This is a genomic window from Citrobacter sp. Cf118, from assembly GCF_030334095.1.
Taxonomy (GTDB): domain Bacteria; phylum Pseudomonadota; class Gammaproteobacteria; order Enterobacterales; family Enterobacteriaceae; genus Citrobacter; species Citrobacter freundii.
On the sequence record NZ_JAOWES010000089.1, the window covers coordinates 105,157 to 129,523 of the forward strand.

Here is a 24,367-nt window from a genome sequence, read left to right on the forward strand (position 1 = left end):
CGCCATCCGGCAATCAAACTACCCATCTAATTGTTCTGATAAATATCCTTGTACAACCGGCTCTCGAAGCGCACCAACGGAATACGGCGATTACGCTGGTCAGCCGGTTCTACCGCATAACCAGACAAATACTGCACGAATGCCATGCGTTGGCCGCTTGCCGTGGTAATGAAGCCAGCAAGGTTATAGACTCCTTGCAGCGAGCCTGTCTTCGCCGATACTTTGCCATCCACACCAGCCTGATGTAGACCCGCACGGTATTGCAGGGAGCCGTCGTGCCCCGCCAGCGGCAGCATAGTGATAAAGTTCAGCTCGTTATCGTGTTGAGCGATATATTGCAGCACCTGCATCATGGTCGCCGGAGCAATCAGGTTATGCCGGGAGAGGCCTGAACCGTCGGCAATAATGGTGTTGCCGATATCAACGCCCGCCTGCTGACGCAAAATCTGGCGTACGGCATCAGAACCCGCCCGCCAGGTGCCTGGCACGTTAAATCGGGCATGACCAATCATACGGAAAACGGTATCGGCAATCATGTTGTCCGATTTTTTCAGCATAATCTTAAGCAGGTCATGCAGTGGCGCTGACTGCTTACTGGCGACCACCGTTCCCGGCTCGTTGACCAGCGTCTGGCGCAGCAGCGTACCGCTGTAGGTGATACCTGCTTGTTTTAGCTCATCTTTGATAATCGCCCCGGCATAGCTGGCTCCGTCCTGAATGGCGAACGCCAGCGGCAGCGGATCGGCTCGTTGGGGCAGGCATCCGGTCAGCGTATAGCGGTTGAGATCGCCGGGAACCACATCCAGTTCACAATATTGCGCTTCCGCAGAACCTCGGGCGAGAGTACGCACCTGACTGAACATGGTGACCGGGTAATAAGATGCCACGCGAATAAAGGCGAGATCGTTGGGTTTTTGCGCGCTGTAGAGTGAAACCGAGAAACAGTTTCTATCGACAATAGCCGCTGCGGGCGGTGCGCTAAAACACTGCGTCATGTCGTTCCAGGGCCAACCGGGCGCTTTATCATGACTGGCGAAAATAGAGGTGTCGATCAGGACATTTCCGGCAATTTGCGTCACGCCTGATTTTTTCAGGGTTGCCACCATATTGCGAATATCCTGGCGTTTTAGCGTCGGATCAGCACCAAATCGTGCCACTAAGTCACCTTTCAATACGCCGCCTTCCACGTTGCCTTTAGTCTCAAGCGTAGTGGTAAAACGAAAGTCAGGCCCGAGCTGAATCAATGCCGCCAGCGCGGTGATCACTTTCTGGGTACTGGCCGGCAGCGCCATCTGCTGGCTATGAAAATCAATAGCGGGTGCAGGTGCGCCAACCTTCTGTACCATAAGGGCGAGGTTGGCCCCGGCAGGGAGCTGATTGATATACTCGTCGACGTTCGCAGCCTGAACACTGAACGCTATACTGGCAGTCAATCCGATGGTAAATCTGGAAAATCGCATAATCTCGCGCTAACAACCTGGAAACAGGCCGTCATACTACGGCGCAACGCCCCAAAAAGTAAACGATGACCCATAAGGAACTCCAGGGTAAAATGATCATCAAATAGAGAATTGTAGCTGACCTGGGACCTTGAGCCCCGGGTCGGTATTTTTTTGCTTCTGACTCTGGCATGACATTCGCCAGGGTGGGCTTAGCAGCCGGGGTGAGAGCAACTGCCCCCTACAGGAATGTTCAAGAGGTATAACAAATGCAAGCTATCCCGATGACCTTACGTGGTGCTGAAAAACTGCGCGAAGAGCTGGATTTTCTGAAATCTGTGCGCCGTCCTGAAATTATTGCCGCTATCGCTGAAGCGCGTGAGCACGGTGACCTGAAAGAGAACGCGGAGTATCACGCGGCGCGCGAACAGCAGGGTTTCTGCGAAGGACGCATTAAAGATATCGAGGCTAAACTGTCCAACGCGCAGGTAATCGACGTTACTAAAATGCCGAACAATGGCCGCGTTGTTTTCGGCGCGACGGTTACCGTGTTGAATCTCGATAACGATGAAGAGCAGACCTGGCGTATTGTCGGCGATGATGAAGCCGATTTTAAACAGAACCTGATTTCAGTGAACTCGCCTATCGCTCGTGGCCTTATCGGTAAAGAGCAGGATGACGTCGTGGTTATCAAAACGCCGGGCGGCGAAGTGGAATATGAAGTGACGAAGGTAGAATACCTGTAATTCGCATCTTGGTTAAGATGTTGATACATTGTAAAGAAAGGAAAAAGGCCGCATAGCGGCCTTTTATCAACGAAGAGAGCGTGGCATTTTGCTCTCCTGCTAGCGGAAAACCCCGCGTTTTACACAAACTTCGTGTGCAACTTTGGGATATTCTTAGCGTGGCAGCGAGATTTTACGTTCTTTAGTCGGGCGATACAGTACCAGCGTTTTGCCGATGACCTGCACATTACAGGCGCCGGTTTCGCGTACGATAGCTTCCACGATCAAGGTTTTAGTATCGCGATCTTCCGAGGCGATTTTCACCTTGATAAGTTCATGGTGCTCTAACGCTTGTTCAATCTCGGCCAGTACCCCTTCGGTCAAACCATTGTTGCCAAGCATAACTACAGGCTTGAGCGGATGTGCCAGACCTTTCAGGTGCTGTTTTTGTTTAGTACTCAGATTCATCGTATATTTTTGCTTACGTTGGGATTGAAAACGGGTCATTCTACCGCCATCTCCCATATATCACCAAATAGCTGTGTAGAAATTTACACCATTGGTTACGATGAACTGCCCTTTGGGAATGTGAAATGACAGGTAAAAAGCGTTCTGCCAGCTCGAGTCGCTGGCTTCAGGAACACTTTAGCGATAAATATGTTCAACAGGCGCAGAAAAAGGGGTTACGTTCCCGTGCCTGGTTTAAACTTGATGAAATACAGCAAAGTGACAAAATTTTTAAACCGGGGATGACGATAGTTGATCTCGGTGCTGCACCCGGTGGCTGGTCGCAATATGCAGTTACGCAGATCGGCAACACCGGCCGCATTATCGCTTGCGATCTTTTACCTATGGATCCAATCGTTGGTGTGGACTTCCTTCAGGGCGACTTTCGTGATGAATTAGTCCTGAAAGCGTTACTTGAACGCGTAGGTGACAGTAAAGTACAAGTTGTCATGTCTGATATGGCGCCAAATATGTGTGGAACACCGGCGGTGGATATTCCCCGGGCCATGTATCTGGTAGAGCTGGCGCTTGGAATGGCTCGTGATGTATTAGCGCCAGGTGGTAGTTTTGTAGTGAAGGTGTTCCAGGGCGAAGGCTTCGATGAGTATCTAAGAGAGATTCGCTCCCTGTTTACGAAGGTCAAAGTTCGTAAGCCGGACTCTTCTCGCGCCCGTTCGCGTGAAGTGTATATTGTAGCGACCGGGCGTAAACCATAACCGGCAGATTTCAAACGAAAGTTTGAAAGAAACTGGATATAGAGTATCCTGACGCTGTTTTTAACACAGTTGTAATATGAGGTTAATCCCTTGAGTGACATGGCGAAAAACCTAATTCTCTGGCTGGTCATTGCCGTTGTGCTGATGTCAGTATTCCAGAGCTTTGGGCCCAGCGAGTCTAATGGCCGTAAGGTTGATTACTCTACCTTCCTGCAAGAGGTCAATCAGGACCAGGTTCGTGAAGCGAAGATCAACGGACGTGAGATTAACGTTACCAAGAAAGATAGTAACCGTTACACGACCTACATCCCGGTTAACGATCCGAAGCTGCTTGATAACCTGCTGACCAAAAACGTCAAGGTTGTTGGCGAACCACCTGAAGAGCCGAGCCTGCTGGCTTCTATCTTCATTTCCTGGTTCCCAATGCTGCTGCTGATTGGTGTCTGGATCTTCTTCATGCGTCAGATGCAGGGCGGTGGTGGCAAAGGTGCCATGTCGTTCGGCAAGAGCAAAGCGCGCATGCTGACGGAAGATCAGATCAAAACGACTTTTGCTGACGTTGCGGGTTGTGACGAAGCAAAAGAAGAAGTCGCTGAGCTGGTTGAGTATCTGCGCGAACCGAGCCGTTTCCAGAAACTGGGCGGTAAAATCCCGAAAGGCGTCCTGATGGTCGGTCCTCCGGGTACGGGTAAAACCCTGCTGGCGAAAGCTATCGCAGGTGAAGCGAAGGTTCCATTCTTCACAATTTCCGGTTCTGATTTCGTGGAAATGTTCGTGGGTGTCGGTGCATCTCGTGTGCGTGACATGTTCGAACAAGCCAAAAAAGCGGCACCGTGCATCATCTTCATCGATGAAATCGACGCCGTAGGCCGCCAGCGTGGCGCAGGTCTGGGCGGTGGTCACGATGAACGTGAACAGACGCTGAACCAGATGCTGGTTGAGATGGACGGCTTCGAAGGTAACGAAGGTATTATCGTTATCGCAGCGACTAACCGTCCGGACGTTCTTGACCCTGCGCTGCTTCGTCCAGGCCGTTTCGACCGTCAGGTTGTGGTTGGTCTGCCGGACGTTCGCGGTCGTGAACAGATCCTGAAAGTGCATATGCGTCGCGTGCCGCTGTCTCCGGATATCGATGCGGCAATCATTGCACGTGGTACGCCTGGCTTCTCCGGTGCGGACCTCGCGAACCTGGTCAACGAAGCGGCACTGTTTGCTGCTCGTGGCAACAAGCGCGTAGTGTCGATGGTTGAGTTCGAAAAAGCGAAAGACAAAATCATGATGGGTGCGGAACGTCGCTCCATGGTGATGACGGAAGCGCAGAAAGAATCTACCGCGTATCACGAAGCTGGCCACGCGATTATCGGTCGCCTGGTGCCGGAACACGATCCGGTGCACAAAGTGACGATTATCCCGCGCGGTCGTGCGCTGGGTGTGACCTTCTTCCTGCCTGAAGGCGATGCAATCAGCGCCAGCCGTCAGAAACTGGAAAGTCAGATCTCCACATTGTACGGTGGCCGTCTGGCGGAAGAGATCATCTACGGTGCTGAACATGTTTCTACCGGTGCGTCGAACGACATTAAAGTCGCGACTAACCTGGCGCGTAACATGGTTACTCAGTGGGGCTTCTCCGATAAACTCGGTCCGTTGCTGTACGCTGAAGAAGAAGGCGAAGTGTTCCTGGGACGTTCTGTGGCGAAAGCGAAACACATGTCCGATGAAACCGCTCGCATTATCGATCAGGAAGTTAAACTGCTGATTGAGCGTAACTATGACCGTGCACGTCGTTTGCTGAACGAAAACATGGACATTCTGCACTCGATGAAAGATGCGCTCATGAAATATGAGACTATCGATGCGCCGCAGATTGACGATCTGATGGCTCGCCGCGATGTGCGTCCGCCTGCGGGTTGGGAAGAACCGGGTTCTTCTAACAACAACTCTGGCAGCACCGGCAAGCCGAGTGCACCGCGTCCGGTTGATGAACCGCGTGCGCCGGACTCTGGCACTATGTCAGAGCAGCTGGGCGACAAATAAGTTATCGTTGATGATGACCGTGTTTTAATTGAAAACCCTGGGGCTTGCTCCGGGGTTTTTCTTATCTGCATATTCAAGATTTTACCAGGGATAAAACTATGAAACTCTTTGCTCAGGGTTCTTCACTGGATCTCAGCCATCCGCACGTCATGGGGATTTTGAACGTCACGCCAGACTCATTTTCCGATGGTGGAGCGCACAACTCTTTGGTTGAGGCGGTAAAACACGCAAACCTGATGATTAACGCCGGGGCGACTATCATTGATGTGGGTGGTGAGTCCACGCGTCCGGGCGCGGCTGATGTGAGTGTGGAAGAAGAGTTGCAGCGAGTGATCCCTGTGGTGGAGGCGATTGCTCAGCGTTTTGAAGTGTGGATTTCGGTTGATACCTCAAAGCCCGAAGTGATCCGCGAATGCGCCAGGGTTGGCGCGCATATCATCAATGACATTCGCTCACTCTCGGAGCCTGGAGCGTTGGAGGCCGCAGCGGAGACCGGATTGCCGGTTTGCCTGATGCATATGCAGGGGCAGCCGAAAACCATGCAGGAAGCGCCAAAGTATGAGGATGTTTTTGCTGAGGTAGATCGTTACTTTGTTGAGCAAATAGCACGTTGCGAGCGGGCTGGAATCACAAAAGATAAATTGTTGCTCGACCCCGGATTCGGATTCGGTAAAAATCTCACTCACAACTACACATTACTGGCACGTCTGGCGGAGTTTCATCATTTTAATCTGCCGCTGCTGGTTGGGATGTCACGAAAATCAATGGTTGGCCAGTTGCTGAATGTGGGGCCATCCGAACGCCTGAGTGGCAGTCTGGCGTGCGCGGTGATTGCCGCAATGCAGGGGGCGCAGATCGTTCGTGTCCATGACGTCAAAGAAACCGTAGAAGCGATGCGTGTGGTGGAAGCCACATTGTCTGCAAAGGAAAAAAAACGCTATGAGTAATCGTAAATATTTTGGCACTGATGGGATCCGCGGTCGCGTAGGTGATGCCCCAATTACTCCTGACTTTGTGCTCAAGCTGGGCTGGGCTGCAGGGAAAGTGCTGGCTCGTCATGGTTCACGTAAAATTATTATCGGTAAAGATACGCGTATTTCCGGCTATATGCTGGAGTCCGCGCTGGAAGCGGGCCTGGCAGCCGCCGGACTCTCAGCCTCATTCACAGGGCCAATGCCAACACCTGCTGTTGCTTATTTGACGCGTGCTTTCCGTGCTGAGGCCGGGATTGTTATCTCCGCTTCGCACAACCCATTCTATGACAATGGGATTAAATTCTTCTCCATCGATGGGACCAAACTGCCGGATGCGGTTGAAGAAGCTATCGAAGCCGAAATGGAAAAAGCGATCACCTGCGTGGACTCGGCTGAACTGGGTAAAGCTACCCGTATCGTTGATGCTGCCGGTCGCTATATCGAGTTTTGCAAAGGCACCTTCCCGAACGAACTGAGTCTGAGTGAGCTTAAAATTGTGGTGGATTGCGCTAACGGTGCAACGTACCACATTGCACCAAATGTACTGCGTGAGCTGGGTGCAAACGTGATTGCCATTGGCTGTGAGCCAAACGGTGTGAACATCAATGAAGAAGTCGGCGCCACTGACGTCCGTGCCCTGCAGGCGCGCGTGATTGCGGAAAAAGCCGATCTGGGTATTGCGCTGGACGGCGATGGCGACCGCGTTATTATGGTTGACCACGAAGGCAATAAGGTCGATGGCGATCAGATCATGTACATCATCGCCCGTGAAGCCCTGCGTCAGGGACAGCTGCGTGGTGGTGCGGTAGGTACGCTGATGAGCAACATGGGCCTCGAGCTGGCGCTGAAACAGCTGGGTATTCCTTTTGCTCGGGCGAAAGTTGGCGACCGCTATGTGCTGGAAAAAATGCAGGAAAAAGGCTGGCGTATCGGTGCCGAAAACTCTGGTCATGTGATCCTGCTGGACAAAACCACCACTGGTGACGGCATCGTGGCGGGCCTGCAGGTGCTGGCGGCGATGGTGCGCAACCATATGAGTTTGCACGACCTGTGCAGCGGCATGAAAATGTTCCCACAGCTGCTGGTTAACGTACGTTACACCGCAGGTAGCGGCGATCCGCTGGAACATGAAAATGTGAAAGCGGTGATGGCGGAAGTGCAAGCGGCACTGGGTAACCGTGGACGCGTCCTGCTGCGTAAGTCTGGTACCGAACCGTTAATTCGTGTGATGGTTGAAGGTGAAGACGAAGCGCAGGTGACTGAATTCGCCCACCGTATTGCCGATGCTGTGAAAGCGGCGTAATCCCGAAGAAAGTGAGAGCCGGAGTCTGAGACTCCGGCTTTTTTTACTGTACGGCAAGCGGCTGTTTACGTCGGCGCTGCCAGAAGTAACCACCGACCATCAGTAGTACAAGGACTGCCAGCCACGGCAGAACCGCCAGCAAATGCCCAGACCGGGCAAAGGTTAGCGCAATCATCAGTAGCCAACCGCCCAGCATCGGAATCGCGGTGCGCTTAACAATATCCACAGGCGAGACGCCTGCAATCCCTGCGATAGCAATGATGACGCCGGCAATCGGCGATAACGTACGACCAATACCCGCCGATATCTGGATAGGCAACATCATGACTGCGATATCGCTACCGATATGACGGCTGATGTCCGGCACCATGGGGGCGAAGGAGAAAAATGCCGCATTCCCGGAGCCCATCAGCGCTGAAATTGCGAAGGTGATTAGGGTCATCAGCAGGATAATAGAGGCGGCGCTGAGGCCAAATTCGCCAGAAAGCGACAGCAGCGCGTCGACGGCGCCAATGGCTTTCAGCCCGGCGGAAAAAACTTCACCGGCGATAATCAGCGTCACGACGGTGGCAAAAACGCTGCCCATGCTGTCGAAAACCTTTTGTACGCCAGCCATCACCTCGCGCGCTTTGCGATGACGGCAGTACTCACAAACCAGCGTAATAGCGAGGCTTATCAGTACGGCGGTATCCAGCGTAATCTTAAGCGAGCTAAATACTAAATCGCTACACACCAACATCAATACCAGCGGCAGCATGGGCAGAAACAGCCAGGCGATAGGTGCGTCGGCTTCATCAGTTGCCGTTAATGTCTGCATCTGCTGAGCTGCATTGTCGCCACTTTCCCGACGGTCAAAAAAGCGTTGCACAACAATATGCAACAGGGCGATGAAAAGGATGACGGGCACAACGATCGGCAACTGATCCTGCACAAAATAGTTCACCACCTCAATACCTGCGGTTTTGGCGGCGAGAACCGAGTTGCCGGATCCTGGGCCAAACTCAACCGCACAGGTACTGGCGATAACTGCGGCAACTGCGGCGCGGCTACAGCCAAGACGGGTAAGCAATGGGTAAAGCGTCGCCATCAACAGCAGACCCAATCCGGTGGCGCTGCTGATAAACAGCGACAGGAATTGGCCTAATAGCAGTGCCAGTCCCAGCAGCAGATAAGGCGAGTTCAGCCGTTGTAGAGGACGAGATGTTACCCGAACCAGTACCTGGCTTGCGCCAATGGCTGACATGTACGTGGCGAAACCACCAATCAGCATAATTTGCAGCCCGAGGCCGCCGAGACGCACGCTCAGGGTATCGCGGATAAACTCAAAGGCGTCAAAGGGGCCAAATCCGGTGCTCTTTTTCACCAGACCACTGAGTGAGGTCATTCCGCTAAAATGCGCGATAAGCAACAGCACAATCCCGGTCAATAACAGTACCGACTGGGGGTGATATTTTTTGAGGATCAGACGTCCGGCAAAAATGATGGCGATTAGCGCCAGTAGTAATGACATTCTTGCCCCCTTACTCGAAGTTGCCGGTAACCAGGCACTCGCCATCCCGCAGCAACGGTTTACCCGCGGCAAACAGATGGGCCAGCGAGAGGTCATCATTGAGTACACAGATATCGGCACGTTCTCCGGCGCAGAGCACACCCCCGGAAATACCCAGCGAGCGTGCAACGTTTGCCGTCAGCATTGCGATGGCCTGCGGCACCGGAATACCGACATCAATCAGGCGAGGAAGTAGGTTAAGATTGCCTGCGACCGGTGCCGCGCTTAAACCTTCAACGATACCCTGAGCGTTAAAGCGCGGAACGCTGCCATTGCCGTCAGAACTGATCGTGATGCGCTCCGCCGGAACCTGTGCTTCGAGTGCGTGGAGAATCGCTTGCTCCTGAGGCATAAAACGACTGCCACCAGACGTAACATCGATATGGCCGCCACGATGGGCGAAAGCAATAGCCTGTTCGAACAAAGGCTCTGTTCTTGCAACATGGGTCGGTGAAATATGGTGAATCGGAATACCCGCATCACACAACTCAATAAGTTGCGACATCCCTTCCGGCAGATTCCCCAGGTGCACATGCAGTAAGCCTTTTTTCCCTGCCAGCAGGGAAGCGACGCGAATATCGCTCACTATCCTCAGCAACTCCTGGAAAGAGGGGTAAGAGCCGCGGTGATCGGCGAGGGCGATTTTTACACCAAGAATTGCCGGAATGAAGGCCATATCATCGCGGATGGATCGCGTAATGGTTGGGCTGGGAACGGCATAGGCTCCCGTATGCATAAACGCGCGTAATCCCTCAAGGTTGAGAGACTGCATTTTAGCGTAGAGATCTTTGGGCGAACGAGAAATAGCATCGGTGCCTAACACGCCAACCACCGTGGTAATACCCGCCTGAATCAGATCGCGCAGCTTGACGGCGGGTGTCCGACTGGCAAATCCGGCTTCGCCACCGCCACCGGTAAGATGAACATGCTGATCGATGATGCCAGGGATAACCCATTTACCCCGACAATCGATGACCTCGTTGACGCCATCAAACAATGAAATATCTTTTTCTACCGCCACAATTCGGTCGGCATGAATGAGCAGGGAGCAGAGGCCTAAATCCTCAGGAGAAAAAACACGGGCATTGGTCAATAAAGTAAACATAGCGGTCCTGTCAAACGTCGAAGGTGAGAGTCGGCAGGTGAAACGGAATATTGTTGTTATGATGCCCACCATAAAGCCATTACTATAACTATGACTATTACCGATTTGTTATTGGAGGATGCGGTTATGGCATGGCGGAGAGCACAACGTGGATTGTAAGTGGCTGGAGGATTTTCTGGCCTTGAGCCAGCATGGAAACTACTCTCAGGCCGCGGCGCAGCGGCATATTACTCAACCTGCGCTGAGTCGGCGTATAAAGGCGCTTGAAGAGGTGCTGGGCGTGCCTTTGTTTGATCGGACAACGACCCCCGTCACGCTGACGCGCTATGGTGAACGCTTTGAACCTTATGCCCGGCACGTCCTCAGTACGTTAACAGAGGCACGCCATGAGCTGTCGGCGATGACGCCAGCAACGGATAACACGCTGGTGATGGTCAGCCTGCATACGCTGTCGGTGAATATCCTGCCGGATATGATCAACTACCTGCGACAGAGTGAGCCGCAGCTAAACTTTACGGTAAACGCAAGTATCCAGGGGATAGACAACCACTTCAATGCCCTGATAAACCGGCAAATTGATATGCTGGTGACTTACGATTTACCCTCTTCACAACCAGGGCTGGAGATTGCCGGAGGGTTAAAACGTTCACTATGGCGGTATGAGCGATTTATTCCTGTGATTTCTGCACAGTTGGTGGATACGCTTGACGATCCGCATACTCCGATCCCCTGGCTATGTTACAGCGACTATACCTTTGTCAGACGTATTATTGATCTTGCAGAACAACGAGTGCGACCACGGTTGAAAAAAGTGTTTGAGAGTGGTTTAAGCGAAACGATACGAGAAATGGTGTTGCGCCATATGGGAATGGCCTGGTTACCTGAATCGATGGTGGCGGAAGAGTTGGTGAATCAGCAAATTATTCACTGCTGGCCACAAAATGCAGATCTGATTTGTGAAATCCCCGTTGTGGTATGGGCGAATCTTGACGATCAACGCGCCGTCATGCAGAGATGCTGGGAGAAGTTGCTGCGTTTTTGATTGATATGGCGATTTTTTCCGCAGTTGATACAATGCTAACAAATTGCCCTTGCGAAGGTTATTCGCTTTGGTTAGTATTCACACCCGCTTCAGTGGGAAACAGTAAATATTCCCGCTTTAATGGTCGAAGCATTGTACGCGGCAACTCCGCAAGGAACAGGTTGATTATGCACGAAGCTCTTTTAGTAGTTTTCCTTATTGTGGCAATTGGCCTGGTAGGCTTGATCATGCTGCAGCAAGGCAAAGGCGCTGATATGGGAGCCTCTTTTGGCGCAGGCGCTTCTGGTACTCTGTTTGGTTCAAGTGGTTCTGGTAACTTCATGACCCGTATGACAGCTGTATTGGGAACCTTGTTCTTCATCATCAGTCTGGTGCTGGGTAACATGAACAGCAACAAGACCAATAAAGGAAGTGAGTGGGAAAATCTGAGTGCACCGGCGAAAACCGAGCAAACTCAGCCAGCTGCTCCGGCTCAGCCGACCAGCGATATCCCACGCTAAGTATTCTGTACCGAGGTGGTGGAATTGGTAGACACGCTACCTTGAGGTGGTAGTGCCCTAACGGGCTTGTGGGTTCGAGTCCCATCCTCGGTACCAAATTCCAAAAAAAAGACGCTGCAAAGCGTCTTTTTTTTCGTCTGTTATTTTTGGCTGTCCTGTAGCTCTGCGGCCCAGTAGGTCGGATAAGGCGTTTACGCCGCCATCCGACATTATTACAACGCCTGATGGCGCTACACTTATCAGGCCTACGGGGCCGCAGAGCTATATTCCGCACATAAAAAAGGCCGCTTTCGCGGCCTTAAGATGGTGTATCTTTACTTCGCCTTATTTTCCAGATTCTCAACCTGCGGCAGGCCGGTTGTGGAAGAAGCAGTCAGTAGACCAGACTGCGCATAGCCGAACAGCTTCTCGCGGGTATCGGTGATATCCAGATTACGCATGGTCAACTGACCGATACGGTCGTCCGGAGAGAATACGGAATCGCCTTTTTCCATCGTCAGACGTTCTGGTTTATAAGTCAGATTGTCAGATACGGTGTTGAGGATCGAGTAGTCATTACCACGGCGCAGTTCCAGCGTCACTTCACCGGTAATCTGGCTGGCAACCCAACGCTGCAGACCGTCACGCAGCATCAGCGCCTGAGAGTCGAACCAGCGGCCCTGATACAGCAGACGACCAAGCTGGCGACCATGTGCGTGATACTGCTCGATGGTATCCTCGTTGTGAATACCGGTCAGCAGACGCTCGTATGCGATATGTAACAATGCCATCCCCGGGGCTTCGTAGATGCCACGGCTCTTCGCTTCAATGATGCGGTTTTCAATCTGATCGCTCATACCCAGACCGTGACGGCCGCCGATACGGTTGGCTTCCAGCATCATCTCAACGTCGTCGCTGAAGGTTTTACCGTTCAGTGCAACCGGATGACCCTGTTCAAAACGCACAGTCACTTCTTCTGCCGGGATCTTCACGCTCTCATCCCAGAACTTCACGCCCATAATTGGGTTGACGATTTTGACGCTTGAGTTCAGGAATTCCAGATCTTTTGCTTCGTGGGTCGCCCCGAGCATATTGGAGTCTGTTGAGTACGCTTTCTCAACGGACATCTTGTAGTCGAAACCACAGGCAATCATAAATTCGGACATCTCATGGCGACCGCCGAGTTCATCGATAAAATCGGTATCCAGCCATGGTTTATAAATCTGCAGTTCGGCGTTGGTCAGCAGACCGTAACGATAGAAACGTTCAATATCGTTACCTTTATAGGTGCTACCGTCACCCCAGATATTTACGCCATCTTCTTTCATGGCGGCAACCAGCATGGTGCCGGTCACGGCACGGCCCAGCGGGGTGGTATTGAAGTAGGTCAGTCCGCCAGTGGTGTTGTGGAATGCACCGCACTGAATGGCAGCGATCCCTTCGGCAACGAGCTGCTTACGGCAATCTACCAGGCGAGCATTCTCAGCACCATATTCCATTGCACGGCGAGGAATGGCGTCATAGTCATCCTCATCCGGCTGGCCCAAATTCGCAGTATATGCATATGGGACAGCCCCTTTTTGTCGCATCCACAGCAGTGCTGCACTGGTGTCCAGGCCGCCGGAAAAAGCGATACCAATACGTTGACCTACCGGGAGATGCTTGAGAATCGTCGTCATAAAATAAAACCCTGCTTGATAGACTGGTGAAGAGGTCGCTTATTATGCTAATTGCATTTTTATGCAAAATAAATGAGTTTTCATTTAATCATCTTTTCTGGATGACAGGAAGAGTTTAGTGATAATTTCGTTAAATAACGGCGTGGGTGGCATATTTATCTTGCTGGGCTAGTGCTGGGCAGCATTCATTGATTTGCATAGTCGTAACAAGGTTGACATAACACATATTGAATCAATATACTGTGCGCAGATTTTACGTCCCGTCCTCGGTACCAAATCCCAGCAGTATTTGCATTTTTTACCCAAAACGAGTAAAATTTGCCACGTTTCAGGCGCGGGGTGGAGCAGCCTGGTAGCTCGTCGGGCTCATAACCCGAAGGTCGTCGGTTCAAATCCGGCCCCCGCAACCACTTTCCCTTAGAGTTCTTTTTCAAATATACTGTGAAGACTTAGGCCTTCGTAGCTGGATTTGAAAAAAATTCTTTCGGAAGGTTCTCCGAACCGCAGGTGCGGTTATAGGGTTCAGTTATCTAAAGCCCCGATTTATCGGGGTTTTTTGTTATCTGACTACAGAATAACTGGGCTTTAGGCCCTTTTTTTATGTCTTGGGGGTGGGCTTGTCCACATTAGAGCAAAAATTAACAGAGATGATTACAGCGCCAGTTGAAGCCCTGGGCTACGAACTGGTCGGCATCGAATTTATTCGTGGTCGCACATCCACACTGCGCATCTATATTGATAGTGAAGATGGCATCAATGTTGATGATTGTGCTGATGTGAGCCATCAGGTAAGCGCCGTGATGGATGTCGAAGACCCAATCACCGTTGCCTATAACCTGGAAGTCTCCTCTCCGGGTCTCGACCGTCCTCTGTTCACAGCTGAACACTACGTGCGTTTCCTGGGTGAAGAAGTCACGCTGGTTCTTCGTATGGCGGTACAAAACCGTCGTAAATGGCAGGGCGTTATCAAAGCGGTGGACGGTGAGATGATCACGGTCACAGTCGAAGGCAAAGATGAAGTGTTCGCGCTGAGTAATATCCAGAAGGCGAACCTGGTTCCCCACTTTTAACAGTCTGGATTGAGGTGAAAAGCCCGCGATGAACAAAGAAATTTTGGCTGTTGTTGAAGCCGTATCCAACGAAAAAGCGCTGCCACGCGAGAAAATTTTTGAAGCACTGGAAAGTGCGCTGGCTACAGCAACAAAGAAAAAATATGAGCAAGAGATCGACGTTCGCGTAGAAATCGATCGTAAAAGCGGTGATTTCGATACCTTCCGTCGTTGGGTAATCGTAGAAGAAGTTACTCAGCCGACCAAAGAAATTACGCTGGAAGCGGCACGCTTCGAAGACGAAAGTCTGAACGTGGGCGAATATGTTGAAGATCAGATTGAATCTGTCACCTTTGACCGTATCACCACCCAGACCGCGAAACAGGTTATCGTACAGAAAGTACGTGAAGCTGAACGCGCAATGGTTGTCGATCAGTTCCGCGAACACGAAGGCGAAATCGTCACCGGTGTGGTAAAGAAAGTAAACCGCGACAACATTTCTCTGGATCTGGGCAGCAATGCTGAAGCTGTTATCCTGCGTGAAGACATGCTCCCGCGTGAAAACTTCCGCCCAGGTGACCGTATTCGTGGTGTTCTGTACTCTGTACGCCCGGAAGCGCGCGGTGCGCAGCTGTTTGTAACCCGTTCCAAACCGGAAATGCTGATTGAGCTGTTCCGCATTGAAGTACCGGAAATTGGCGAAGAAGTTATCGAAATTAAAGCGGCTGCCCGTGATCCGGGATCGCGTGCGAAAATCGCCGTTAAGACCAACGACAAGCGTATTGATCCGGTCGGCGCCTGTGTTGGTATGCGCGGTGCGCGCGTTCAGGCGGTTTCTACCGAACTGGGCGGCGAGCGTATCGATATCGTCCTCTGGGATGATAACCCGGCGCAGTTCGTGATTAACGCAATGGCGCCAGCAGACGTTGCTTCTATCGTGGTGGATGAAGACAAGCACACCATGGATATCGCGGTTGAAGCCGGTAACCTGGCTCAGGCGATTGGACGTAATGGTCAGAACGTCCGCCTGGCTTCACAACTGAGCGGTTGGGAACTCAACGTGATGACCGTTGATGACCTGCAGGCGAAGCATCAGGCTGAAGCACATGCAGCCATCGATACCTTCACCAAATATCTCGATATCGATGAAGATTTCGCGACCGTTCTGGTGGAAGAAGGTTTTGCGACGCTGGAAGAACTGGCCTACGTGCCAATGAAAGAGCTGCTGGAAATTGACGGCCTGGATGAACAGACTGTTGAAGCGCTGCGCGAGCGTGCTAAAAACGCACTGACCACTCTGGCACTGGCCCAGGAAGAAAGCCTCGGTGATAACAAACCGGCTGACGATCTGCTGAATCTGGAAGGATTGGATCGTGAGATGGCCTTCAAACTGGCGGCCCGTGGTGTTTGTACGCTGGAAGATCTCGCTGAACAGGGCATTGATGATCTGGCTGATATCGAAGGGTTGACCGACGAAAAAGCCGGTGAGCTGATTATGGCTGCCCGTAATATTTGCTGGTTCGGCGACGAAGCGTAATAAACTGTAGCAGGAAGGAACAGTATGACAGATGTAACCGTAAAAACGCTGGCTGCAGAGATACAGACTTCCGTGGATCGCCTGGTACAGCAATTTGCTGATGCCGGTATCCCGAAGTCTGCTGACGACTCTGTGTCCGCACAAGAGAAACAAACCTTACTGGCGCATTTGAACCGTGAAAACGGCTCAGCGCCGGATAAGTTGACATTGCAGCGTAAAACGCGCAGTACTCTCAATATTCCAGGTACCGGTGGAAAAAGCAAATCGGTACAAATCGAAGTCCGCAAGACACGCACCTTTGTGAAACGCGATCCGCAAGAGGCTGAACGCCTTGCCGCGGAAGAGCAGGCGCAGCGTGAAGCGGAAGAGCAAGCCCGTCGTGAGGCAGAAGAAGCTGCCAAACGCGAGGCGCAACAAAAAGCCGAACGTGAGGCCGCAGAACAAGCTAAGCGTGAAGCCGCTGATAAAGCGAAACGTGAAGCTGCGGAAAAAGACAAAGTGAGCAATCAACAGACCGACGATATGACTAAAACCGCCCAGGCCGAAAAAGCCCGCCGTGAAAATGAAGCCGCAGAACTGAAGCGTAAAGCGGAAGAAGAAGCACGTCGCAAGCTTGAAGAAGAAGCGCGCCGCGTAGCGGAAGAAGCTCGCCGTATGGCGGAAGAAAACGAGAAAAATGGTGTGAATAACGTTGAACCTGTCGAAGACACCAGCGATTATCACGTCACAACTTCTCAGCATGCTCGCCAGGCTGAAGACGAGAACGATCGTGAAGTCGAAGGCGGTCGTGGTCGTACTCGCAGCGCTAAAGCAGCGCGTCCGGCGAAGAAAGGCAACAAACACGCTGAATCTAAAGCTGACCGTGAGGAAGCACGTGCAGCGGTTCGCGGCGGTAAAGGCGGTAAGCAGCGTAAAGGTTCCGCTCTGCAGCAGGGCTTCCAGAAGCCAGCTCAGGCCGTTAACCGTGACGTTGTGATCGGCGAAACCATCACCGTTGGCGATCTGGCGAACAAAATGGCAGTTAAAGGCTCTCAGGTCATCAAAGCGATGATGAAACTGGGCGCAATGGCTACCATTAACCAGGTCATCGACCAGGAAACCGCACAGCTGGTTGCCGAAGAGATGGGCCACAAAGTTATCCTGCGTCGTGAAAACGAGCTGGAAGAAGCGGTAATGAGCGACCGTGACACCGGTGCTGCGGCTGAACCGCGCGCACCAGTTGTGACCATCATGGGTCACGTTGACCACGGTAAAACCTCCCTGCTGGACTACATTCGTTCCACGAAAGTGGCTTCTGGTGAAGCGGGCGGCATTACTCAGCACATCGGTGCGTACCACGTTGAAACTGACAACGGTATGATCACCTTCCTGGATACCCCGGGTCACGCCGCGTTTACCTCCATGCGTGCTCGTGGTGCTCAGGCAACGGATATCGTTGTTCTGGTTGTTGCAGCAGACGACGGCGTGATGCCACAGACCATCGAAGCTATCCAGCACGCGAAAGCGGCGGGTGTGCCGGTGGTGGTTGCAGTCAACAAAATCGATAAGCCGGAAGCGGATCCGGATCGCGTTAAAAACGAACTGTCCCAGTACGGCATCATGCCGGAAGAGTGGGGCGGCGAGAGCCAATTCGTTCACGTTTCTGCGAAAGCGGGTACCGGTATCGACGAGCTGCTGGACGCTATCCTGCTGCAGGCCGAAGTACTGGAACTGAAAGCTGTGCGTAAAGGTATGGCTAGCGGTGCGGTTATCGAATCCTTCCTGGATAAAGGTCGTGGTCCGGTTGCTACCGTACTGGTGCGTGAAGGTACGCTGCACAAAGGCGACATCGTACTGTGTGGCTTCGAATACGGTCGCGTTCGTGCTATGCGTAACGAACTGGGTCAGGAAGTACTGGAAGCAGGTCCGTCCATTCCGGTGGAAATCCTCGGTCTGTCCGGTGTTCCGGCTGCAGGTGACGAAGTTACTGTCGTTCGTGACGAGAAGAAAGCCCGTGAAGTTGCACTGTATCGTCAGGGCAAATTCCGTGAAGTTAAACTGGCTCGTCAGCAGAAATCTAAACTCGAGAACATGTTCGCTAACATGACCGAAGGCGAAGTTCACGAAGTGAACGTCGTCCTGAAGGCTGACGTTCAGGGTTCTGTAGAAGCGATTTCCGACTCTTTACTGAAACTGTCTACCGACGAAGTCAAAGTGAAGATCATCGGTTCTGGCGTAGGTGGTATCACCGAAACCGACGCGACCCTGGCTGCGGCATCCAACGCGATTCTGGTTGGCTTCAACGTCCGTGCTGATGCCTCTGCACGTAAAGTTATCGAATCTGAAAGCCTGGATCTGCGTTACTACTCCGTCATCTATCATCTGATCGACGAAGTGAAAGCAGCGATGAGCGGCATGCTGTCTCCGGAGCTGAAACAGCAGATCATTGGTCTGGCTGAAGTTCGTGATGTGTTCAAATCACCGAAATTCGGCGCTATCGCAGGCTGTATGGTTACCGAAGGCACGATTAAACGTCACAACCCAATCCGCGTTCTGCGCGACAACGTGGTTATCTATGAAGGCGAGCTGGAATCCCTGCGTCGCTTCAAAGATGACGTTAACGAAGTCCGTAACGGCATGGAATGTGGTATCGGCGTTAAGAACTACAACGACGTTCGCGTTGGCGATATGATCGAAGTGTTCGAGATTATCGAGATCCAACGTACTATCGCTTAATCTTCGTCGTCTTTTGGGCCGCAATTTGCAGCCCAAAATCCTTAGAAGATGATTAGGTGTAGGCCGGGTAAGCGAAGCGCCACCCGGCAAGAAATTTAAAAAGGGGCTGATAGCCCCTTTTTTGTCTTTATTCTGGAGAATTTATTATGGCGAAAGAATTTGGTCGCCCGCAGCGTGTCGCGCAAGAGATGCAGAAAGAGATCGCACTCATCCTGCAACGCGAAATCAAAGACCCGCGTGTTGGTATGATGACCACCGTATCGGGTGTTGAGATGTCTCGTGATCTGGCATATGCCAAAGTATTCGTGACTTTCCTCAACGATCAGGACGAAGCTGCTGTGAAAAACGGCATCAAGGCACTGCAGGAAGCCTCTGGTTTTATCCGTTCTCTGCTGGGTAAAGCCATGCGTCTGCGTATCGTGCCTGAGCTGACCTTCTTCTACGACAACTCGTTGGTTGAAGGGATGCGCATGTCCAACCTGGTGACCAGCGTGGTGAAACATGACGATGAGCGTCGTGTGAACCCAGCGGACGACAGCAAGGAGGACTGATGAGTCGTCCTCGTCGTCGTGGTCGCGACATTCACGGTGTCCTGCTGCTGGATAAGCCGCAGGGCATGTCCAGCAATGATGTACTGCAAAAAGTAAAACGCATCTACAATGCCAATCGCGCGGGACATACCGGCGCACTGGATCCGCTCGCGACAGGCATGCTGCCAATCTGCCTCGGTGAAGCGACTAAGTTTTCACAGTATTTGCTGGATTCTGACAAACGCTATCGTGTGGTTGCCCGTCTGGGCCAGCGTACAGACACTTCCGATGCCGATGGGCAAATCGTGCAGGAACGTCCGGTAACCTTCACCGCAGAACAACTGGCGAGCGCGCTGGAAACTTTCCGCGGCGATATCGAGCAGATCCCGTCAATGTATTCGGCGCTGAAGTATCAGGGTAAGAAGCTGTACGATTATGCGCGTCAGGGTATTGAAGTGCCGCGTGAAGCGCGACCGATTACCGTCTATGAGCTGCTGTTTATCCGTCACGAAGGTAACGAACTGGAGCTGGAAGTTCACTGTTCCAAAGGCACCTATATTCGCACCATTGTTGACGATCTCGGTGAGAAGTTGGGCTGCGGCGCGCACGTCACGTATCTGCGTCGTTTGACGGTCAGCAAGTATCCGGTGGATCGAATGGTGACGCTGGAACATCTGCGTGAGCTGGTTGAACAGGCCGAGCAGCAGAACATTCCGGCGGCACAGCTGCTTGATCCTTTGCTGATGCCAATGGACAGTCCTGCATCGGACTATCCTGTTGTTAATTTGCCTTTAACATTCTCGGTTTACTTTAAAAACGGTAACCCGGTACGGACATCAGGCGCGCCGCTGGAAGGGCTGGTCCGCGTGACGGAAGGCGATGACGGCAAGTTTATTGGCATGGGGGAGATGGACGATGAAGGTCGTGTCGCCCCCCGTCGCCTGGTGGTTGAGTATCCTGCATAGCGCTCTCTGTCTTGCGATAAAAGGGCGCTGCGAGTAGAATACTGCCGCTTAACGTCGCGTAAATTGTTTAACAATCTACGCGACGTATACACAAAATCATTCGAGCTGCATCAAGGCGGCAAGTCTGAGAATCCTCAGGAGCTTACTTAAGTAAGTGACTGAGGTGAGCGGACGCAGCCAACGCAGAGTCAGTTTGAAGGATAAAGTGTATACACTGGGATAGCTGAATTAGAGATCGGCATCCTTTCATTCTTATCACTTTGGAGTTTTAAAATGTCTCTAAGTACTGAAGCTACCGCTAAAATCGTTTCTGAGTTTGGTCGTGATGCAAACGACACCGGTTCTACCGATGTTCAGGTTGCTCTGTTGACTGCACAGATTAACCACCTGCAGGGTCACTTTGCAGAGCACAAAAAAGATCACCACAGCCGTCGTGGTCTGCTGCGCATGGTTTCTCAGCGTCGTAAACTGCTCGACTACCTGAAACGTAAAGATGTTGCACGTTACACCGCGCTGATCGAGCGTCTGGGCCTGCGTCGCTAATTCTTTCGAGTTTCAGAAAGAGGGGGCCTTCATGGCCCCTTTTTTCCAGCAGATGGCAGCAATTCGCTGGAAACTAATGTATTGTTGCTAAGAATGATCTTCCGTTGCAGAGGTTCGCGCGGCTAATGAGAGGCTTTACTCATGCTTATGGGTTAGGGTTGTCATTAGTCGCGAGGATGCGCAGAAGATCGGGTATTAACGATGGCGCAAAATGTGCCGTCAAAAAAATAGAGAAAGGATATTATTTTGCTTAATCCGATCGTTCGTAAATTCCAGTACGGTCAGCATACCGTTACGCTGGAAACCGGCATGATGGCGCGTCAGGCGACTGCCGCTGTTATGGTTAGCATGGATGACACCGCGGTATTCGTTACCGTTGTTGGCCAGAAAAAAGCGAAACCAGGCCAGGACTTTTTCCCGCTGACCGTTAACTATCAGGAGCGTACCTACGCTGCTGGCCGTATCCCGGGTAGCTTCTTCCGTCGTGAAGGCCGTCCGAGCGAAGGCGAAACCCTGATCGCGCGTCTGATTGACCGCCCGGTTCGCCCGCTGTTCCCGGAAGGCTTCGTTAACGAAGTTCAGGTTATCGCGACCGTTGTTTCCGTTAACCCGCAGGTTAACCCGGACATCGTGGCAATGATTGGTGCATCTGCTGCGCTGACTCTGTCTGGTATTCCATTCAACGGCCCGATCGGTGCTGCACGTGTTGGTTACATCAATGACCAGTACGTACTGAACCCGACTCAGGACGAACTGAAAGAAAGCAAGCTGGACCTGGTTGTTGCGGGTACTGAAGCTGCCGTACTGATGGTTGAATCCGAAGCAGAACTGCTGAGCGAAGATCAGATGCTCGGTGCTGTTGTGTTCGGTCACGAACAGCAGCAGGTTGTGATTCAGGCTATCAACGAGCTGGCGAAAGAAGCTGGCAAACCGCGTTGGGACTGGCAGCCAGAAGCCGTCAACGAAGCGCTGAACGCACGCGTTGCCGCACTGGCAGAAGCTCGCCTGAGCGATGCTTACCGCATCACTGACAAACAAGAGCGTTATGCTCAGGTTGACGTAATCAAATCTGAAACCATCGCGACTCTGGTGGCTGAAGACGAAACCCTGGACGCTAACGAACTGGGTGAAATCCTGCACGCTATCGAGAAAAACGTTGTTCGTAGCCGCGTACTGGCAGGCGAGCCGCGCATCGATGGCCGTGAAAAAGACATGATCCGTGGTCTGGACGTGCGTACTGGCGTTCTGCCGCGTACCCACGGTTCCGCACTGTTCACCCGTGGCGAAACTCAGGCGCTGGTTACTGCGACCCTGGGCACCACTCGTGATGCGCAGAACCTTGACGAACTGATGGGCGAGCGCACTGACAACTTCCTGTTCCACTACAACTTCCCTCCGTACTGCGTAGGTGAAACCGGTATGGTCGGTTCTCCGAAGCGTCGTGAGATTGGTCACGGCCGTCTGGCGAAACGTGGCGTACTGGCAGTAATGCCGGAACTGGATAAATTCCCGTACACCGTGCGTGTGGTTTCTGAAATCACTGAATCTAACGGTTCTTCTTCCATGGCTTCCGTATGTGGTGCTTCCCTGGCGCTGATGGACGCAGGCGTGCCGATCAAAGCCGCCGTTGCGGGTATCGCGATGGGGCTGGTGAAAGAAGGCGACAACTTTGTTGTTCTGTCTGACATCCTGGGCGACGAAGACCACCTGGGCGATATGGACTTCAAAGTGGCGGGTTCCCGCGACGGTATCTCTGCACTGCAGATGGATATCAAAATTGAAGGTATCACCAAAGAGATCATGCAGGTTGCTCTGAACCAGGCTAAAGGTGCGCGTCTGCACATCCTGGGTGTGATGGAACAAGCGATCAACGCACCGCGTGGCGATATCTCTGAATTTGCTCCGCGTATCCACACCATCAAGATCAGCTCGGACAAGATCAAAGACGTTATCGGTAAAGGCGGTTCTGTTATCCGTGCTCTGACCGAAGAAACCGGCACCACCATTGAAATCGAAGATGATGGTACCGTGAAGATTGCTGCGACCGACGGCGAAAAAGCGAAATATGCTATCCGTCGTATCGAAGAGATCACCGCAGAGATCGAAGTAGGCCGTATCTACAATGGTAAAGTGACCCGTATCGTTGACTTTGGCGCATTCGTTGCCATCGGTGGCGGTAAAGAAGGTCTGGTACACATCTCTCAGATCGCTGATAAGCGCGTTGAGAAAGTGACCGACTACCTGCAGATGGGCCAGGAAGTACCGGTCAAAGTTCTGGAAGTTGATCGCCAGGGCCGTGTACGTCTGAGCATTAAAGAAGCAACTGAGCAGTCTCAGCCTGCAGGCGAACCGGAAGCTCCGGCAAGCCAGGGCGAGTAAGGTTGCCATTGCCCTCCGTGAAAGCGGAGGGCCTTTAACCCGGCAGGATGCCTTGTTAGCAACCGGGGAACCTGGACGTTCATTCAATCGTTGTCTTCGGGAGTGGGAAATGAAGCCTTTTTTGCGCTGGTGTTTCGTTGCGACAGCACTCACGCTGGCTGGATGCAGTAATTCCGCCTGGCGAAAGAGTGAAGTCCTCGCAGTACCATTGCAACCGACTTTGCAGCAGGAAGTGATTCTGGCACGTATGGAACAAATTCTTGCCAGTCGGGCTTTAACCGATGACGAACGCGCACAGCTTTTATATGAGCGCGGAGTGTTGTATGATAGTCTCGGTCTGAGGGCACTGGCGCGAAATGATTTTTCACAAGCGCTGGCAATCCGACCAGATATGCCTGAAGTATTCAATTACTTAGGTATATATTTAACGCAGGCAGGCAATTTTGATGCTGCCTATGAAGCGTTTGATTCTGTACTTGAGCTTGATCCAACTTACAACTACGCGCACTTAAATCGCGGTATCGCATTGTATTACGGCGGTCGCGACAAGTTAGCGCAAGATGATCTGCTAGCGTTTTATCAAGACGATCCCAATGATCCTTTCCGTAGTCTGTGGCTTTATCTTGCCGAGCAGAAGCTCGATGAGAAGCAGGCTAAAGAAGCGTTGAAGCAACGCTTTGAGAAATCGGATAAAGAGCAATGGGGATGGAACATTGTCGAGTTCTACCTGGGCAACATTAGCGAAGCAACGCTGATGGAACGCCTGAAGGCGGACGCAACGGATAACACCTCGCTCGCTGAGCATCTCAGTGAAACCAACTTCTATTTAGGTAAGTACTACCTAAGTCTGGGGGATTTGGACAACGCTACGGCATTGTTCAAACTGGCGGTGGCTAACAACGTTCATAACTTTGTTGAGCACCGATACGCATTGTTGGAATTATCGCTCCTGGGCCAGGACCAAGATGACCTGGCAGAATCGGACCAGCAATAGCTGACGTACACATCAGCCCGTAATCTTTTTTGATTGCCATCACCTTCACGGGTGAGGGCGTTGTTGTTCGTTAATACACCTACTTTGAGCCGGTTCACACTTT

At 52.2% G+C, this 24,367-nt stretch carries 20 protein-coding genes and 2 tRNA genes; 17 read left to right on the plus strand and 5 right to left on the minus strand.

The features are described 5' to 3' along the window. Positions 1-26 precede the first annotated feature (26 nt). Positions 27-1,460 (minus strand): serine-type D-Ala-D-Ala carboxypeptidase, encoded by a 1,434-nt coding sequence (gene dacB / locus OGX67_RS24155; RefSeq protein WP_003025021.1) that lies wholly within the window; start codon positions 1,458-1,460, stop codon positions 27-29. 248 nt (positions 1,461-1,708) lie between these two features. Between dacB and greA the strand changes: the two genes are divergently transcribed. Then, positions 1,709-2,185: a transcription elongation factor GreA gene (greA, locus tag OGX67_RS24160; protein ID WP_003025019.1), complete on the plus strand. Its 477-nt coding sequence runs from the start codon at positions 1,709-1,711 to the stop codon at positions 2,183-2,185. A 153-nt stretch (positions 2,186-2,338) separates the two neighbouring features. On the opposite strand, the gene yhbY is transcribed toward greA, so the two are convergent. Further along, positions 2,339-2,632, minus strand: a complete 294-nt coding sequence (gene yhbY / locus OGX67_RS24165) for a ribosome assembly RNA-binding protein YhbY (RefSeq protein ID WP_003025016.1) — start codon at positions 2,630-2,632, stop codon at positions 2,339-2,341. A gap of 125 nt (positions 2,633-2,757) precedes the next feature. Between yhbY and rlmE the strand changes: the two genes are divergently transcribed. From rlmE to glmM, 4 genes are all read left to right on the plus strand, one after another. Further along, a complete protein-coding gene (rlmE, locus tag OGX67_RS24170) occupies positions 2,758-3,387 on the plus strand; it encodes a 23S rRNA (uridine(2552)-2'-O)-methyltransferase RlmE (RefSeq protein WP_003025015.1) in 630 nt (209 codons plus the stop codon). A 99-nt stretch (positions 3,388-3,486) separates the two neighbouring features. Beyond that, positions 3,487-5,421, plus strand: coding sequence for an ATP-dependent zinc metalloprotease FtsH (ftsH, locus tag OGX67_RS24175; protein ID WP_003025013.1), 1,935 nt, complete (start codon positions 3,487-3,489; stop codon positions 5,419-5,421). Between the two features lie 98 nt (positions 5,422-5,519). Then, a complete protein-coding gene (gene folP / locus OGX67_RS24180) occupies positions 5,520-6,368 on the plus strand; it encodes a dihydropteroate synthase (RefSeq protein WP_003025010.1) in 849 nt (282 codons plus the stop codon). Further along, positions 6,361-7,698 carry a phosphoglucosamine mutase gene (gene glmM / locus OGX67_RS24185; RefSeq protein ID WP_286527691.1) on the plus strand — a complete coding sequence of 446 codons (1,338 nt, stop codon included), beginning with the start codon at positions 6,361-6,363 and terminating at the stop codon, positions 7,696-7,698. Before folP ends, glmM begins: the two co-directional genes overlap by 8 nt. 43 nt (positions 7,699-7,741) lie before the next feature. On the opposite strand, the gene dcuC is transcribed toward glmM, so the two are convergent. Both dcuC and iadA read right to left on the minus strand, forming a co-directional pair. Further along, positions 7,742-9,208 (minus strand): C4-dicarboxylate transporter DcuC, encoded by a 1,467-nt coding sequence (dcuC, locus tag OGX67_RS24190; RefSeq protein WP_003025006.1) that lies wholly within the window; start codon positions 9,206-9,208, stop codon positions 7,742-7,744. 10 nt (positions 9,209-9,218) lie between these two features. After that, positions 9,219-10,352, minus strand: coding sequence for a beta-aspartyl-peptidase (gene iadA / locus OGX67_RS24195; RefSeq protein WP_003025004.1), 1,134 nt, complete (start codon positions 10,350-10,352; stop codon positions 9,219-9,221). A 148-nt stretch (positions 10,353-10,500) separates the two neighbouring features. Here iadA and OGX67_RS24200 point away from each other — a divergent pair, with 148 nt between their 5' ends. From OGX67_RS24200 to OGX67_RS24210, 3 genes are all read left to right on the plus strand, one after another. Next, positions 10,501-11,394 (plus strand): LysR family transcriptional regulator, encoded by an 894-nt coding sequence (locus OGX67_RS24200; RefSeq protein ID WP_008320638.1) that lies wholly within the window; start codon positions 10,501-10,503, stop codon positions 11,392-11,394. A gap of 167 nt (positions 11,395-11,561) precedes the next feature. After that, positions 11,562-11,894 (plus strand): preprotein translocase subunit SecG, encoded by a 333-nt coding sequence (gene secG / locus OGX67_RS24205; protein ID WP_003025000.1) that lies wholly within the window; start codon positions 11,562-11,564, stop codon positions 11,892-11,894. 9 nt (positions 11,895-11,903) lie between these two features. Further along, positions 11,904-11,990: transfer RNA gene (locus tag OGX67_RS24210), tRNA-Leu, on the plus strand. A gap of 218 nt (positions 11,991-12,208) precedes the next feature. Here OGX67_RS24210 and argG read toward each other — a convergent pair. Continuing rightward, complete coding sequence (argG, locus tag OGX67_RS24215; protein WP_003024998.1) at positions 12,209-13,552, minus strand: argininosuccinate synthase; 1,344 nt, start codon at positions 13,550-13,552, stop codon at positions 12,209-12,211. Between the two features lie 333 nt (positions 13,553-13,885). On the opposite strand from argG, the gene OGX67_RS24220 reads away from it, so the two are divergent. The 9 genes from OGX67_RS24220 (at position 13,886) to nlpI (ending at position 24,264) form a co-directional block, all read left to right on the plus strand. Then, positions 13,886-13,962: transfer RNA gene (locus OGX67_RS24220), tRNA-Met, on the plus strand. Positions 13,963-14,169: 207 nt separating this feature from the next. Further along, a complete protein-coding gene (gene rimP, locus OGX67_RS24225) occupies positions 14,170-14,622 on the plus strand; it encodes a ribosome maturation factor RimP (RefSeq protein WP_003024996.1) in 453 nt (150 codons plus the stop codon). 28 nt (positions 14,623-14,650) lie between these two features. Continuing rightward, a complete protein-coding gene (gene nusA, locus OGX67_RS24230) occupies positions 14,651-16,138 on the plus strand; it encodes a transcription termination factor NusA (RefSeq protein ID WP_003024992.1) in 1,488 nt (495 codons plus the stop codon). A gap of 24 nt (positions 16,139-16,162) precedes the next feature. Further along, positions 16,163-18,853: a translation initiation factor IF-2 gene (infB, locus tag OGX67_RS24235; RefSeq protein ID WP_204583238.1), complete on the plus strand. Its 2,691-nt coding sequence runs from the start codon at positions 16,163-16,165 to the stop codon at positions 18,851-18,853. Positions 18,854-18,999: 146 nt separating this feature from the next. Continuing rightward, on the plus strand, positions 19,000-19,404 hold the full coding sequence (gene rbfA / locus OGX67_RS24240; protein WP_003024988.1) for a 30S ribosome-binding factor RbfA: 405 nt from the start codon (positions 19,000-19,002) through the stop codon (positions 19,402-19,404). After that, positions 19,404-20,348: a tRNA pseudouridine(55) synthase TruB gene (gene truB / locus OGX67_RS24245; RefSeq protein ID WP_257651767.1), complete on the plus strand. Its 945-nt coding sequence runs from the start codon at positions 19,404-19,406 to the stop codon at positions 20,346-20,348. The genes rbfA and truB overlap by 1 nt, the downstream gene beginning before the upstream one ends. 273 nt (positions 20,349-20,621) lie before the next feature. Continuing rightward, positions 20,622-20,891 carry a 30S ribosomal protein S15 gene (gene rpsO / locus OGX67_RS24250; protein WP_000059465.1) on the plus strand — a complete coding sequence of 90 codons (270 nt, stop codon included), beginning with the start codon at positions 20,622-20,624 and terminating at the stop codon, positions 20,889-20,891. Between the two features lie 246 nt (positions 20,892-21,137). Next, the gene (gene pnp / locus OGX67_RS24255) at positions 21,138-23,270 is read left to right on the plus strand and encodes a polyribonucleotide nucleotidyltransferase (protein WP_257651766.1); all 2,133 of its coding nucleotides are present in this window, start codon (positions 21,138-21,140) and stop codon (positions 23,268-23,270) included. A 109-nt stretch (positions 23,271-23,379) separates the two neighbouring features. After that, on the plus strand, positions 23,380-24,264 hold the full coding sequence (nlpI, locus tag OGX67_RS24260) for a lipoprotein NlpI (protein WP_003024982.1): 885 nt from the start codon (positions 23,380-23,382) through the stop codon (positions 24,262-24,264). Positions 24,265-24,367 lie beyond the last annotated feature (103 nt).

Coding starts and splice junctions, on each gene's coding strand:
- rlmE (WP_003025015.1), top strand. CDS start 2,758: ATGACAGGTAAAAAGCGTTCTGCCAGCTCGAGTCGCTGGCTTCAGGAA.
- ftsH (WP_003025013.1), top strand. CDS start 3,487: ATGGCGAAAAACCTAATTCTCTGGCTGGTCATTGCCGTTGTGCTGATG.
- argG (WP_003024998.1), bottom strand. CDS start 13,552: ATGACGACGATTCTCAAGCATCTCCCGGTAGGTCAACGTATTGGTATC.
- infB (WP_204583238.1), top strand. CDS start 16,163: ATGACAGATGTAACCGTAAAAACGCTGGCTGCAGAGATACAGACTTCC.
- dcuC (WP_003025006.1), bottom strand. CDS start 9,208: ATGTCATTACTACTGGCGCTAATCGCCATCATTTTTGCCGGACGTCTG.
- iadA (WP_003025004.1), bottom strand. CDS start 10,352: ATGTTTACTTTATTGACCAATGCCCGTGTTTTTTCTCCTGAGGATTTA.
- folP (WP_003025010.1), top strand. CDS start 5,520: ATGAAACTCTTTGCTCAGGGTTCTTCACTGGATCTCAGCCATCCGCAC.
- rpsO (WP_000059465.1), top strand. CDS start 20,622: ATGTCTCTAAGTACTGAAGCTACCGCTAAAATCGTTTCTGAGTTTGGT.
- truB (WP_257651767.1), top strand. CDS start 19,404: ATGAGTCGTCCTCGTCGTCGTGGTCGCGACATTCACGGTGTCCTGCTG.
- secG (WP_003025000.1), top strand. CDS start 11,562: ATGCACGAAGCTCTTTTAGTAGTTTTCCTTATTGTGGCAATTGGCCTG.
- greA (WP_003025019.1), top strand. CDS start 1,709: ATGCAAGCTATCCCGATGACCTTACGTGGTGCTGAAAAACTGCGCGAA.
- nusA (WP_003024992.1), top strand. CDS start 14,651: ATGAACAAAGAAATTTTGGCTGTTGTTGAAGCCGTATCCAACGAAAAA.
- dacB (WP_003025021.1), bottom strand. CDS start 1,460: ATGCGATTTTCCAGATTTACCATCGGATTGACTGCCAGTATAGCGTTC.
- glmM (WP_286527691.1), top strand. CDS start 6,361: ATGAGTAATCGTAAATATTTTGGCACTGATGGGATCCGCGGTCGCGTA.
- nlpI (WP_003024982.1), top strand. CDS start 23,380: ATGAAGCCTTTTTTGCGCTGGTGTTTCGTTGCGACAGCACTCACGCTG.
- yhbY (WP_003025016.1), bottom strand. CDS start 2,632: ATGAATCTGAGTACTAAACAAAAACAGCACCTGAAAGGTCTGGCACAT.
- rbfA (WP_003024988.1), top strand. CDS start 19,000: ATGGCGAAAGAATTTGGTCGCCCGCAGCGTGTCGCGCAAGAGATGCAG.